Genomic DNA, 12,582 nt, shown 5'->3' on the forward strand with positions numbered 1-12,582 from the left:
TCGGGGAGAGTCGACTATCGGAGGGGCAAGGTCCGATCCGCTCTGGCGATTATACGCGTTATCCGAATTCTGTTTCGGATCTGGGAGGATTTATATCGCAAAAGGCAACATTAAGATTGAGGGCCGGAACCAATCTTCAGGAATGCCTCATGAAAGCGATGATCCTCAATCAATACGGCGCAGACGCGCCATTCGTCGAAGCCGATCTCCCCAAACCCTCGGCAAAGGCAGGCCATGTCATTGTGCGCGTTGCAGCGACCAGCGTGAACACGGTCGACACGATGATCCGCTCGATGGGTGCAGATCTTGCCCCGCTTTCGCCAGGGCTGCCTGCGCTTCTCGGCATGGATTTTGCCGGGTCCGTCGAAGAAGTCGGTGAAGATGTCGAAGGCTTCGCGGTTGGAGACGAGGTCTATGGCTGCGCCGGTGGCCTTGCTGACCTTCCCGGTGCGCTTGCAGAGCACATCGAGGCTGACGCGCGTCTGATAGCGCACAAGCCGAAATCATTGTCGATGCGCGAAGCTGCCGCCATCCCGTTGGTCGGGATTACCGCCTATGAAGGATTGACCCGGGCTGGTGTGGGCGAAGGGCAGCGGGTCCTGGTCCATGGTGGTACCGGCGGTGTCGGTCACCTGGCGCTCCAGATGGCCCAGGCCTTCGGGGCAGACGTCTATGCGACATGCACCGGCGACAAGGACCTCGAAATCGTCAGGGGCTATGGCGCGACTGCAATCGACTTCATGTCCGAGCAGGTCGCCGATTACGTCGAGCAACACACGGATGGCGCAGGGTTTGATGTTGTCTACGATTCGGTGGGCGGTGCCAATCTGAGCAAGTCATTCGAGGCCGCCGCGCTGAACGGGCAGGTCGCTACTACCGTATCGATGCTCGAACTCGACCTCACTCCAGCCCATTTCAAAGGCCTGTCAATCCACGTCGTCTTCATGCTGATCCCGATGCTGCATGATTTCAATCGCGCCGAGCATGGCTTCATCCTTGGCGAAATTGCCAAGTTGGTCGATGCCGGTAAGGTCACACCACTGCTGGATGAACAGCGATTTTCCCTGCAGCAGGCGGGCGACGCCCATGACCGGCTTACCAGTGGCAAAGCGACCGGAAAGGTCGTGATCGAAATCACCTGATTATTTGCTCGACTGCCAGGGTGCGTCGCGACCGATCTTCTCGACCAGGAAATCGATCAGCACCCGCACCTTGGCGGTCAGCACATTTGATTTCGGATAGACCAGCCACAGCGCCCGGTCGCCTGCGACTTTCCAATCAGGCAGCACGGTGACGAGGCTGCCGTCACGCAGTTCACGGTCCACGTTCCAACGTGCGTTGAGCGAAATACCCAGCCCCGCCTTCGTGGCGAGCCGCTGGCTTGCGCCGTCATCAAGAATGATCCTGGTGCCGTCTCCTTGCATCGTGATGATCTCGCGCGTTCCATCGCGTTCGAGTTCGACCTGACTTTCCAATTGCCGGAAGGCGATAAGGCTGTGGTCGGCCAGGTCTGCCGGCCTCTCCGGCGATCCGGACCGTGCCAGATATTCGGGTGCTGCGCACAGCACGTCGGTGGTATCAGCGAGCTTGCGCGCCTTCAGGCTGCTGTCTTCGAGCGTGCCATAGCGCAGGGCGAGATCGAAACTGCCATCAAGCAAGTCGAACTGCGCATCAGACAGGCGCAGGTCCAAGTCGATCTCGGGTTGCCGCTCGAGGAATTCAGGCAGGATAGGGGCGATGTAAAGCTGGGCAAAACTGCTTGGAGCAGCGAAACGTATGGTGCCGGACGCTTGCGGGCGCCCCTTGCCGAGAGCCGCCATCCCCGCGTCACGCTGCGCCAGGATTTCACGAGCGAATGGCAGAAATTCCTCGCCTTCGATCGAGACCGACACCTTGCGTGTGGTTCGGTGAAGCAGTTCGGCACCCACTTCGCGTTCAAGCTTGGCGAGCCGTGCGCTGGCGACCGCAGGAGCCAAACCGAGATCGCGCCCTGCTGCGCTGATGTTCAGCTTCTCAGCCGCACGAACAAACAGCTGGAGGCTTTCGAGGTCCATCAATTATATCCGTTTTCCATATTCTAAATCAGTTTTCATGCGGTTTAATAGCGCTATTGAAGGCAATACATCAATCCCGGCGAAGCACTGCCTCTCCAGCACCGAGTTACATGTTATGACCAAGACGATTGCCATCACCGGCGCCACAGACGGCATCGGCTTCGAAACCGCCAAACTGCTTGCGGCAGACGGACACACGCTGCTGCTCCATGGGAGAAATGCGGACAAGCTTGCTGCGACTGCCGAAGCAATTTCGGCTGTACCCGGCGCAGGCGAAGCCAGAACCTACCGCGCGGACTTGTCCGTGCTTTCCGAAGTCGAAGCCCTGGCCGATGCGATCAAGGCCGATTTCGGCTCGCTTGATGTGCTGATCAACAACGCAGGCGTATTCAAGATGTCGCAGCCCCTGACGCATGACGGCTATGACGCACGTTTCGTCGTGAACACGATTGCGCCCTACCTGCTGACGAAGCTGCTATTGCCGATCTTGCACGGCGCAGCGCGCGTGGTGAATTTGTCTTCAGCTGCACAGGCACCCGTCCAGTTCGGCGATTTCCTTGCCAAGCGCCCATTCTCGGACGGCGATGCCTATGCGCAAAGCAAGCTTGCACTCACCATGTGGTCGTTCCAGATCGCCGGGCAATTGGGGAACGCCGGACCTGCGGTCATCGCCGTGAACCCCGCGTCATTCCTTGGCAGCAAGATGGTCAGGGAAGCTTACGGGCAAGTAGGGCATGACTTGTCGATCGGCGCCGACATCCTGGCGCGCGCGGCGCTTGGCGACGAATTTGCCGATGCCTCCGGCCGCTATTACGACAATGATCGCAAGGCCTTCTCCCAGCCGCACCCCGATGCGCTGGACCCGGCCAAGAACAAGGCGCTGGTCCAGGCGATTGAGGAGTTTCTTGCCCAGGAAAGCCGTTGACCCGCTTGCCGGAAGGTTTCAGAGAGCATCGCCTCACGCAGTGGTAGATCGCAATCTGTGAATTGCCCTTGCTGAACGGATAAGTGCCTGAACATGCGGGTGTAGCTCAATGGTAGAGCAGCAGCTTCCCAAGCTGACGACGAGGGTTCGATTCCCTTCACCCGCTCCAGGATTTGATACGCCCTACCGCTCCGCTACTTGAGGGCGTTCCTTTCGCCCTACCGCTTCGCTACTTGAGGGCGGTACGATCTCCTGCAACAGATAGCGGGCCATGAGCGCATTTTTCCTCGCCTTTCTCGCCATTGCACTGGCCATGGTCGCCGGGCGCGAGGCTGTGCGGGTTTCGCGGATGGTGGCGGCTGGCGCGTCCCCAGTCGCCATGTTTGCCATAGTCGCTTGCGTGGGCATTGCTGCCTGCGCGCTGGCGGCGTGGCTGGCACAGGCCTTTGCGGCGCTTTTGCTGGATCGCCAGCAAGGCTGGTTCGTGGCGGCCGCGCTGGTGCTTGCCGCGATGGAAGTGATTTTCCTCGCACCGCCCAAGGCTCCGCGAGAGGCCACCCAGTCGTTCGGTGCGCTCGTGCTGGTCCTGTTCGCAGGCGTGCTGGCCGATGCGAGCGGACTCCTGATCCTCTCGCTGAGCATCGCCACTGGCGAGCCTGTATTCGTTGCAGCTGGCGGTGCGCTGGCAGTGGCGGGCGTGTTGGGAGCGGCGGTGCTGGCCGGACCCGACTGGGACAAATTGCCGCGTCGTTCGCTTCGCTGGATCATCGCCACATTGCTGCTGGCGGGTGCTGCACTAATCGTATTCACCTGATCTCCGACCGTCGACTGATCGACTTATCCGATTATAACGTCTGATTAGTTTCGCGAAACTCTCCACCCATGCACGCGTTAAGTGGGGGAACCGAATGAGATTGCGAAGGACAAAAATCATGGCCAGCACAGGCGACAATTCGAAAACAGCGTTGATCGACGGGCTCAACGGCCTGCTCGCGGATCATCTCGCGCTCTATTTCAAGACCAAGAACTTTCACTGGCATGTGCAGGGGCCGCGCTTTCGCGACCTGCATCTGCTGTTTGACGAACAGGCCATCGAAATCCAGGGCCAGATCGACGCCATCGGAGAGCGCGTGCGCAAGAACGGTGCGATGACGCTGACCTCGATCGGCTCGGTTGCGAAAGCGACACAGATTGCCGACCAGGACGATACATCGCTGACACCCGACAAGATGATCGAGGAACTCCGTGACGATAACAAGAAGCTGGTTGACAGCTTGAAAGAGCTCAAGACCCACGCCGAGGAGGCGGGCGACAACGCTACCGACGGTCTGATCGACGACTGGACCGACATGGCCGAAGAACGGGTCTGGTTCCTCAGCTCGACGCTTAACTGACCGCGCCACACACCACTTTTTTCGCCGCCGTAGGGCACCTTCGGGTCGCCCTGCGGCGGTTTTGCGTTTAGGGGATGGGCCATGGCCAATATCGACATCATAGAGAACGCTTCGACTGCGCAGATCGCTTCATTTCTCGAGGATTATCTGGGCGACTGCCTGGCGCAGACCGATGCGCCAATCGCGATCAGCGTGCCGGGCGGATCGACACCTTTTCCGATTTTTGAAGCCTTGGCACAAAGCGATCTCGCCTGGTCGCGCATTACCGTGTGGCCGGGCGATGACCGCATCGTCCCCGAAGATCACGCGGCCAGCAACACCGGCAAGATCCGTGCGCTGCTGGAACCTGCAGGTGCGACCGTCGTCTCGCTGACCGTGATGGAGCAGGTCCCGCATTTCGCGCTGGTGTGGCTGGGAATGGGAGCGGACGGGCATATTGCCTCGCTCTTTCCCAATACCGATCCCAAGGTAGACGATCCGGCGCAATTGCGTCGCCTGACACCCGATCCGCTACCGCCCGAAGCGCCGTTCGACCGCATTACGCTGACCATGCCTGCCTTGCTTGATACGGACCGGCTGATGTTCGTAATCCGCGGTGAGGACAAGCGCGCGGTCTTCGATGCCGCAGCGCGCGGTGGACATGACCTGCCTATCGCGCGCCTACTCGGCGCTGCCGCAAAGGGCGGCCAGAAGGTGACATGCTTCACCTGATATCATGCTCAAGCTGATTCCGGCGCCGTTGCACCGGCTGGCGCTGCGGATCGGCTATCGCTTGCGCAAATACTTCTGGAAGCTGGCGCGGCCCGATGTGGCGGGCGTGGCGGTGCTGCTGCGCGATGCGGACGGGCGACTGCTGCTGGTGCGACACAGCTATGGTCCGCGTTCCTGGGCGATCCCGGGTGGCGGGATGCGTGCAAACGAGGACCCGGCAGAGGCAGCACGCCGCGAAATGCGCGAGGAACTGGGCTGCGAACTGGCCGAACTGCGGGTGCTTCAGGTCTTCGACGAAAACTTGTCAGGCGCGCCGCACAGGGCGCATGTCTACACTGCGACCACGACCGGCGAACCGCGCATCGATGGGCGCGAGCTGCTCGAAGCGCGCTGGTTCGCAGCGGAGGAGTTGACGACGATCTCCTGCACCCGCGTAACTTTCAAGCGTCTCAAGACATTGGGCTTCTACAGCAGCGAAAGCTGACCGTCGTCACGGCGCGGTTCTTCCGTCTTGTCGCCTTCCAGATTGCTCAGCGTCAGCCCCATCAGGCGGATCGGCATGGCGAGCGGCAGTTCGCCGGCGAGGATTTCGTGCGCGATGGCAGAGAACTCGGCCTTGTCCGTAACCGCGCGGTCGAGCGAGCGGGCGCGGGTCATCAGCTGGAAATCGTTGAACTTGACCTTCAGAGTGACCGTGCGGCCCTTGGCATCCTTGGCCGCGATCCGTTCCCACACGATGTCGACGATATTATCGAGCGTCTCGCGCAACATGCTGCCGCTCGAGATATCCTCGCTGAAGGTGCGCTCTCCGCCGATGGACTTGCGGATGCGGTTGGCGCGCACGGGGCGCAAGTCGATACCTCGGGCTGCGCGGAACAAATACTCGCCAAAGCTCCCGAAATTCGCGCGTAGCCAAGCCGCATCCATTGCGGCCAGGTCTGCGCCGGTTTCGATTCCCAGCTTCGCCATTTTCTCTGCGCCCTTGGGGCCGATGCCGTGGAAGCGGCGGATGGGGAGCGATTGCACGAAAGCCGCACCTTCGCCGGGGCGGATGACGCAAAGTCCATCGGGCTTGTTCTGGTCGCTCGCCAGCTTGGCGAGGAACTTGTTATAGGAGACACCCGCGCTCGCCGTCAGCTGCGTTTCCTCCCTGATCTGCTTGCGGATGACCTGCGCGATGGCGGTGGCCGAGCCGATACCGTGGATGTCCTCGGTCACGTCGAGGAACGCCTCATCAAGGCTGAGCGGTTCGACATGCGGCGTGTGGTGGTGGAAGATCGCGCGGATCTGTTCGCTGACCTCGCGGTAGACGTCAAATCGGCTTTTGCAGAAGATCAAATCGGGACATTTGCGCTTGGCAGTTACGCTGGGCATGGCGCTGCGCACGCCGAATTTGCGCGCTTCGTAGCTGGCCGCTGCAACCACGCCGCGCCCGGACGATCCGCCCACCGCCACGGGCTTGCCGCGCAGGTCGGGATTGTCGCGCTGTTCAACGCTCGCGAAGAAGGCGTCCATATCGACGTGAATGATCTTGCGCAGGCCGTGCTCGGAATCGTCATCGGGTGCGCCGTCATCATCCATCGCGCTGTTGGTGCCATCGGCCATGCAACACATCTAGCAACAGGAGGTGTGGCTTCCAACAGTGACGAAAGCCCTTCCATCGGGCGGATCAAACAGGCAAGGGACGCGGATGCACCAAGCCATCGACACGAATATCCGATCCGCCAATGCAGACGGGCGCTCCGTCGGCATGCGCGAATTTGTGGTGCTGATGGCGGCGCTGATGAGCCTCAACGCGCTTGCCATCGATGCCATGCTGCCTGCGCTGGATGAAATTGCGCAGGCCTACCGCGTGACCGATCCGAACCAGCGCCAGCTGGTGGTGGGCGTATACCTGCTGGCGAGCGGTCTGGGGGCGCTGTTGCCCGGATCGCTGGCCGACCGCTTCGGGCGCAGGCCGGTATTGTTCACCAGCCTCGGCCTTTACGCCCTGTTCGGACTGGCGTGCGCTTTCGCGCCCACATTCGACGTGCTGCTGGTGCTGCGCTTCGCGCAAGGATTCCTGACAGCCGGACTGATCGTGCTGCCAGCAGCAATCATCCGCGACCGGTTCGAAGGCGACCGGATGGCGCGGTTGCTGTCGCTGATATTCCTGGTGTTCATGATCGTGCCCGTGGTGGCACCAACCGTGGGACAATTGGTGCTGAGTTTTGCCCCGTGGGAGTATATTTTCGTCCTGCTGGCAGTGATGTCGGGCACCGTTTTTGCCTGGGCCTTCAGGCGCTTGCCCGAAACGCTGGCGACCGAAGACCGCCAGCCGATCGACGCGCTATCGGTAATGCGCAACCTGCCGCTGACGTTCCGCACCCGGGTGGCTATCGGCTATGTAATCGCCGCAGGGCTGACCTTTGGCGCCATCTTCGGCTACATCAATTCCGCACAGCAATTGATCGGCGAGCATTACGGCGCGGGCGATGATTTCCCGCTGATCTTCGGTCTCACCGCCAGCACGCTGTTCTTTTCCAGCTTCACAAATTCGCGCATTGTCGAGAAGTTCGGCGCACGGCGGGTGAGCCACACAGCGCTGGTGCTGTTCCTCGTGTTCTCGCTCGCGCAGGTCGGGGTGGCTTTGCTCGCGCCAGACAACCTGTGGCTGTTCGTGCCGCTTATGGCGGGCAATCTGTGCCTGCTCGGCTTCACCGGGTCCAACTTCGGCTCGATTGCGATGCAGCCGTTTGCCGATACCGCCGGTGCGGCGAGTTCGGTGCAAAGTTTTGTGCGTATGACGCTTGGTGCGGTCATGGGTATATTGATCGGGCAGGCCTATGACGGCACCGCCATGCCGCTGGCGCTGTCATTGCTCGCATGCAGCATCCTTGCGCTGCTGCTGGTGCTGTTCAGCGAGCGGGGCAAGCTGTTCCGCCGCCCGGGCGAAGCGCGGCGCTATCTGGCCGTGCATGACGTGATGCGCGGCTGACGAGAGCCTAGGGCAGCGGCGCGCCGCGTGCTGCTGCGAAAACTGTGTACCATTGCTCGCGGGTCCATCGCATCGTCAGCGCCTGTGCCGCCTCGCCGATCCGCTCGGGATTCTGCGATCCGATGATTGGAATGATGCCGGCGGGATGCGCCATCAGCCAGCCATAGGCTGCCACAGCACGGTCGACGCCATGCGCCTCTGCCACTTCGCCCAGAGCGCGGCCAACGGCGCGGTCACGCTCGCTCTCGGGGCGCATCAGGCGGCCACCGCCAAGCGGGCTCCACGCCATGGGTGTGAGGCCCAGCCGCATGGCCTGGTCCATCTCGCCGTTGTCGATGGCCTCTATGCGCAGCGGGCTGATCTCGGGCTGGGTGACGTTGAGCGGGGTATCGAGCAGGTCTGCCAGCGTCTCGATCTGGTGGGTGGTGAAATTGGACACGCCGATGGCGCGCACTTTCCCGCTCGCCACGGCGTCATCGAGAAAGTGCGCCAGTTCCTGCGGGTGGGTGAGAACGTCCGGTCGATGGATCAGATAGAGATCGATAGTCTCGACCCTGAGCCGGGTGAGCGAGGCTTCCAGCGCCGCATCCATATAGGCACGCGACTGGTCGTATGGTGTGGGCAGGGTGATCCCGCCCTTGGTCACAAGCGTGATTCGCTTTCGTAAGGGCGGGTCGGCGCGGAGTACTTCGCCCAGAAGCGCCTCGACATCGCCGAAGCCGCTTGTCCCGTTCCAGCCGTAGATGTCGGCAGTGTCGATCAGGTCGATCCCGGCATCCATTGCGGCGTGGAGCAGTCGCGCTACCTCGCCGGCAGAACCTTCGCTGCGCCACATGCCCCATGCAAGCGGGCTGGTGGTGATGCCCGATCCGCCAAGGCTGCGGCGAGCGGGCGGCAAGGGCAGCGCGCTCATTCCTCGGGCGCTTCAACCCGGGCGAGCAAGGCCTCGACCTGCACTTGCGCGCCTTCGCTTGCGGTGAGTTCGGTGACGGTGCCATCGAACGGCGCGGTGAGCGCGTGTTCCATCTTCATCGCTTCGAGCACCATCAGTCGCTGGCCAGCAGTGACGCTGTCACCCTCGGCCACATCGACCGCAATGACCTTGCCCGGCATGGGAGCGAGGATATCGCCGTCGTGGGCGTGGGCCGCACTCGTGTCGCGCGCGGTCCGTCCGAACGGCGTCGCGCGGCCACGTGAAAACAATACTATTCTCTCGTCGTCGATCATCGCGGTAAAGGCCTGAGCCTCATCACCGTCTCCCGAGAGCATCATCGCTTCACCGAATTCCGAATGAACGGCGTATGCCTTCCCGTCCGGTGAGATAGTGCGGGTCTGATCGGCGTTCACCAGGGTTGCTCGCATCACTTTTGGTGCATTCAGGCGGAAGCCCGCCGGAAGGTAAGCCGCGTCTTCGGGCTGGTCGGCGAGCGCATAACCTGCGGCCGCATCCCATTCCACGTCGGTCGCTGCCTCATCAGGGATGAGATCGTCTTCGAAACGGGCGATAAAACCGGTGTCGAGCTTGGCAGCGCGAAAATCGGCATGATCTGCAGAATTGCGCAAGAAAGCCGCATTGGTGCGGATCGGCCATACTTCCAGCTGGTCGAGTGTGTGGATAAGCCCATCAATCGCCTCTTCGCGATCAAACCCGTGAGAAATGACTTTGGCAATCATGGGGTCGTAAAACGGCGAGACTTCAGCGCCCTGCTCAACCCCGGTGTCGATGCGATAAGCCTGCCCGAATTCAAGCCGTTCAAGCTTGCCAATACTGGGCAAAAACCCCTTCGCCGGGTCCTCCGCATAAAGCCGCGCTTCGATGGCATGACCGTTGATCGATAGTTCCTCCTGCTTCAGCGGGATCGGCTCGCCACTCGCGACGCGCAGCTGCCACTCCACCAGATCGACGCCGGTGATTTCTTCTGTCACCGGATGTTCGACCTGAAGGCGGGTGTTCATTTCCATGAAGAAAATGCGGTCGGCGCGCAGGCCTTCGCTGGCGTCGGCGATGAATTCGATTGTGCCCGCGCCCTCGTAATCGACCGCCTTGGCGGCGCGCACGGCAGCGGCGCAGATTTCCTCGCGGGTGGCCTCGTCCATGCCGGGGGCAGGAGCCTCCTCGATCACCTTCTGGTGACGGCGCTGGAGCGAGCAATCGCGTTCGAACAGATGGACGACATTGCCATGGCTGTCGCCAAACACCTGCACCTCGATATGGCGCGGCGAGGTGATCCACTTTTCCAGCAACACTTCATCGTTGGAGAAGCTGGCGCTGGCTTCGCGCTTGCAGCTTTGCAGATCGGCCTCGAAATCTTCGGCCCGCTCGACCTTGCGCATACCCTTGCCGCCGCCGCCCGCGACCGCCTTGATCAGCACCGGATAGCCGATCGCGTCAGCTTCTTTCCTGAGCCGCTCGACCGACTGATCCTCTCCCAGATAGCCCGGCGTCACTGGCACGCCTGCGGCGATCATGCGCTCCTTCGCGGCATCCTTAAGCCCCATCGCCTCGATGCTCGCGGGCTTGGGGCCGACCCAGATCAGCCCGGCATCGATCACCGCCTGCGCGAAGCCCGCATTTTCGGACAGGAAGCCGTAGCCCGGATGGATCGCCTCGGCGCCCGTTTCCTTGGCCGCGGCGATGATCTTTTCGCCGACAAGATAGCTTTCGGCAGCGGGCGAGGGGCCGATATGCACCGCCTCGTCAGCCTGACGCACATGTAGCGCCTTGGCATCGGCATCAGAATAGACCGCAACCGTCGCCACGCCCATGTCGCGCGCGGTGCGGATAATGCGGCAGGCAATCTCGCCGCGATTGGCAATCAGAAGCTTGGTAATCATTGAGTGTCCTCGCCCGTGTCTTGTGGGCAATTTTCGGGCAGATAGGAATAGACGACGCTGGCGATGCGCCAGTTATCGTCACGGCGCAGCAGCGAGAAGATGTTCACGCCGCAATGGCTGTGCTCGCCATCGACATAGAAATCATACGGCGCCCAGACCATCGCGACGGGGCCATCGACCATGACGACCGTTTCGCGGATCGGTTCGGAGATTTCGGGCACTGTCTCGGCCAGCGCGATGATCGCATTTGCGAGCGGCATGGTGCGCGCGGCATCACCCTGCTCGCCGGGGCGGACGAAGGCGAGGTAGGCCGTGTCCAGTGCAAGCGCCGACATGGCGACTGCGTCCTTGGCAGCGAGGCCGTCCATGAAGCCGGAAACCACAAGGGCGACTTCCGCTTCGGAACTAGCGAAATCGTCTGCAACATCCGGCAATTCTGCGACTTCTGGCCCGTTTTCCGGCGCGGCAACATGCCCAGGCACATCCCAGGGCATCGCGCGCCCGGCCTCGTCCTGCGCGATGGCGACGGTGGGCAGCAGGCTTGCAGCAGCACTGGCGAGAACAAGTTTCACAGCAGCAATCATGCACACGTCTCCTCATGCGGAGCGATGGCCTGCGACCGTTACAATTGCAACCGTGTGAAGCGGCGTTCAGTCTTCTTTGCGGCGAATGCCTTCATCGCGCAGCGGGGAGCGCGGCGGTTCGGCAACCGGACCTGCCATGCGCGCAGCAATCAGCAATTTCCCGCGCGAATACTCGGGCATGACCTGCGGTTCGAACGACCCGCTGATCGTCTCCTTGAGCGCGGCGATGACGTGGCCGGCCTTGTCGAAGGCGCTGGTGTGAATGCGGTGGTCCCATGCGAATTCGGCCTGCCGCACGACTTCCTCGCCGATCGCGCCGTAAATATTGGCCGCCGACAGGATCGCCCAGCGCTGGCGGAAGCGTAATCGGCCTGCCCCGACACGGGCGGCGGCATCGTGCAGCCGTGCGCGGTCGACCAGTCGCTTGGCCAGCTTGACCAATTGCGGGCGATATTGCGGCTTCATGTGCTGGCCGGGAGGTATATCCATCTCCGCCAGCCATTCTTCGGGCAGGTAGCAGCGCCCGGCGGCGTCATCTTCCGAGATGTCGCGCGCGATATTGTTGAGCTGGAAGGCGAGCCCGAGGTCGCAGGCGCGGTCGAGCGTTTCATTGGCGTCGGAAGGCACGCCCATCACCCGCGCCATCATCACACCCACTGCGCCCGCCACGTGGTAGCAATAGCGCATGAGGTCGGCTTCGGTACGCGGACGCCAACCTTCGGCATCGAGCGCGAAGCCGTCGATCACATCGTCACACAATTCGCGCGACAAGTGGGCCTCGCTTGCGACTTGGCCGAGCGCATCGAAGGCTACGTCGGCGGTCGGCTGGCCATCGAGTGCGCGGTGGGTGAGGATGCGGATCGCTTCTACCCGGTCCTGCGGGCTGGAATTGTCCAGCTTCAGCGTTCCGCCGTGGTCCTGCCCGTCGGCAATGTCATCGCACCGGCGGCACCAGGCATAGAGAAGGTAGGCACGTTCGCGTGTCGGCTTGTCGAACAGACGCGCGGCCACCGAAAAGCTGAGCGAGCCCTTGGCAATGCTTTCCTTCGCACGCAGCACCAGCGCCTCGCGCGAGCGCCCGCCGCCCATCTGCCGCGGGGTC

The 12,582-nt window shown here is 62.0% G+C and carries 13 protein-coding genes and 1 tRNA gene; 8 read left to right on the forward strand and 6 right to left on the reverse strand.

The annotated features are described in order from the left end of the window. Window positions 1–149 precede the first annotated feature (149 nt). Entirely contained in the window at window positions 150–1,142 is a 993-nt protein-coding gene (locus tag AAC850_RS11340; RefSeq protein ID WP_340588856.1) for a zinc-dependent alcohol dehydrogenase family protein, read from the forward strand. Here AAC850_RS11340 and AAC850_RS11345 read toward each other — a convergent pair whose 3' ends face one another. Beyond that, window positions 1,143–2,054, reverse strand: a complete 912-nt coding sequence (locus tag AAC850_RS11345; RefSeq protein ID WP_340588857.1) for a LysR family transcriptional regulator — start codon at window positions 2,052–2,054, stop codon at window positions 1,143–1,145. Between the two features lie 115 nt (window positions 2,055–2,169). Between AAC850_RS11345 and AAC850_RS11350 the strand changes: the two genes are divergently transcribed. The 6 genes from AAC850_RS11350 to AAC850_RS11375 all read left to right on the forward strand — a co-directional run bounded on the left by AAC850_RS11350 (window position 2,170) and on the right by AAC850_RS11375 (window position 5,568). After that, entirely contained in the window at window positions 2,170–2,979 is an 810-nt protein-coding gene (locus AAC850_RS11350; RefSeq protein ID WP_340588858.1) for an SDR family NAD(P)-dependent oxidoreductase, read from the forward strand. Window positions 2,980–3,074: 95 nt separating this feature from the next. Next, window positions 3,075–3,148: transfer RNA gene (locus AAC850_RS11355), tRNA-Gly, on the forward strand. Window positions 3,149–3,250: 102 nt separating this feature from the next. Continuing rightward, the gene (locus AAC850_RS11360; protein WP_340588859.1) at window positions 3,251–3,793 is read left to right on the forward strand and encodes a hypothetical protein; all 543 of its coding nucleotides are present in this window, start codon (window positions 3,251–3,253) and stop codon (window positions 3,791–3,793) included. A gap of 118 nt (window positions 3,794–3,911) precedes the next feature. Continuing rightward, window positions 3,912–4,373: a Dps family protein gene (locus tag AAC850_RS11365; protein WP_340588860.1), complete on the forward strand. Its 462-nt coding sequence runs from the start codon at window positions 3,912–3,914 to the stop codon at window positions 4,371–4,373. Between the two features lie 81 nt (window positions 4,374–4,454). Then, window positions 4,455–5,084: a 6-phosphogluconolactonase gene (locus AAC850_RS11370; protein WP_340588861.1), complete on the forward strand. Its 630-nt coding sequence runs from the start codon at window positions 4,455–4,457 to the stop codon at window positions 5,082–5,084. A 4-nt stretch (window positions 5,085–5,088) separates the two neighbouring features. Beyond that, window positions 5,089–5,568 (forward strand): NUDIX hydrolase, encoded by a 480-nt coding sequence (locus tag AAC850_RS11375; protein WP_340588862.1) that lies wholly within the window; start codon window positions 5,089–5,091, stop codon window positions 5,566–5,568. Here AAC850_RS11375 and dinB read toward each other — a convergent pair. Next, window positions 5,550–6,689, reverse strand: coding sequence for a DNA polymerase IV (dinB, locus tag AAC850_RS11380; protein WP_422723197.1), 1,140 nt, complete (start codon window positions 6,687–6,689; stop codon window positions 5,550–5,552). The genes AAC850_RS11375 and dinB overlap by 19 nt on opposite strands. A 37-nt stretch (window positions 6,690–6,726) precedes the next feature. On the opposite strand from dinB, the gene AAC850_RS11385 reads away from it, so the two are divergent. After that, window positions 6,727–8,061, forward strand: coding sequence for a multidrug effflux MFS transporter (locus AAC850_RS11385; RefSeq protein WP_340588863.1), 1,335 nt, complete (start codon window positions 6,727–6,729; stop codon window positions 8,059–8,061). Between the two features lie 7 nt (window positions 8,062–8,068). On the opposite strand, the gene AAC850_RS11390 is transcribed toward AAC850_RS11385, so the two are convergent. The 4 genes from AAC850_RS11390 to AAC850_RS11405 form a co-directional block, all read right to left on the reverse strand. Beyond that, the gene (locus AAC850_RS11390) at window positions 8,069–8,974 is read right to left on the reverse strand and encodes an aldo/keto reductase (RefSeq protein WP_340588864.1); all 906 of its coding nucleotides are present in this window, start codon (window positions 8,972–8,974) and stop codon (window positions 8,069–8,071) included. After that, window positions 8,971–10,896 (reverse strand): ATP-binding protein, encoded by a 1,926-nt coding sequence (locus AAC850_RS11395; protein ID WP_340588865.1) that lies wholly within the window; start codon window positions 10,894–10,896, stop codon window positions 8,971–8,973. Before AAC850_RS11395 ends, AAC850_RS11390 begins: the two co-directional genes overlap by 4 nt. Continuing rightward, on the reverse strand, window positions 10,893–11,480 hold the full coding sequence (locus AAC850_RS11400) for a nuclear transport factor 2 family protein (RefSeq protein ID WP_340588866.1): 588 nt from the start codon (window positions 11,478–11,480) through the stop codon (window positions 10,893–10,895). The genes AAC850_RS11395 and AAC850_RS11400 overlap by 4 nt, the downstream gene beginning before the upstream one ends. Window positions 11,481–11,546: 66 nt before the next feature. After that, a complete protein-coding gene (locus tag AAC850_RS11405; protein WP_340588963.1) occupies window positions 11,547–12,569 on the reverse strand; it encodes a phytoene/squalene synthase family protein in 1,023 nt (340 codons plus the stop codon). Window positions 12,570–12,582 lie beyond the last annotated feature (13 nt).

This window comes from Erythrobacter alti, assembly GCF_037996805.1.
Taxonomy (GTDB): Bacteria; Pseudomonadota; Alphaproteobacteria; order Sphingomonadales; family Sphingomonadaceae; genus Alteraurantiacibacter; species Alteraurantiacibacter alti.

What these genes read in the sequence shown, in the direction of transcription:
- AAC850_RS11340 (WP_340588856.1), top strand. Translation starts at nt 150, where the DNA reads ATGAAAGCGATGATCCTCAATCAATACGGCGCAGACGCGCCATTCGTC.
- AAC850_RS11345 (WP_340588857.1), bottom strand. Translation starts at nt 2,054, where the DNA reads ATGGACCTCGAAAGCCTCCAGCTGTTTGTTCGTGCGGCTGAGAAGCTG.
- AAC850_RS11350 (WP_340588858.1), top strand. Translation starts at nt 2,170, where the DNA reads ATGACCAAGACGATTGCCATCACCGGCGCCACAGACGGCATCGGCTTC.
- AAC850_RS11360 (WP_340588859.1), top strand. Translation starts at nt 3,251, where the DNA reads ATGAGCGCATTTTTCCTCGCCTTTCTCGCCATTGCACTGGCCATGGTC.
- AAC850_RS11365 (WP_340588860.1), top strand. Translation starts at nt 3,912, where the DNA reads ATGGCCAGCACAGGCGACAATTCGAAAACAGCGTTGATCGACGGGCTC.
- AAC850_RS11370 (WP_340588861.1), top strand. Translation starts at nt 4,455, where the DNA reads ATGGCCAATATCGACATCATAGAGAACGCTTCGACTGCGCAGATCGCT.
- AAC850_RS11375 (WP_340588862.1), top strand. Translation starts at nt 5,089, where the DNA reads ATGCTCAAGCTGATTCCGGCGCCGTTGCACCGGCTGGCGCTGCGGATC.
- dinB (WP_422723197.1), bottom strand. Translation starts at nt 6,689, where the DNA reads ATGGCCGATGGCACCAACAGCGCGATGGATGATGACGGCGCACCCGAT.
- AAC850_RS11390 (WP_340588864.1), bottom strand. Translation starts at nt 8,974, where the DNA reads ATGAGCGCGCTGCCCTTGCCGCCCGCTCGCCGCAGCCTTGGCGGATCG.
- AAC850_RS11395 (WP_340588865.1), bottom strand. Translation starts at nt 10,896, where the DNA reads ATGATTACCAAGCTTCTGATTGCCAATCGCGGCGAGATTGCCTGCCGC.
- AAC850_RS11400 (WP_340588866.1), bottom strand. Translation starts at nt 11,480, where the DNA reads ATGATTGCTGCTGTGAAACTTGTTCTCGCCAGTGCTGCTGCAAGCCTG.
- AAC850_RS11405 (WP_340588963.1), bottom strand. Translation starts at nt 12,569, where the DNA reads ATGGGCGGCGGGCGCTCGCGCGAGGCGCTGGTGCTGCGTGCGAAGGAA.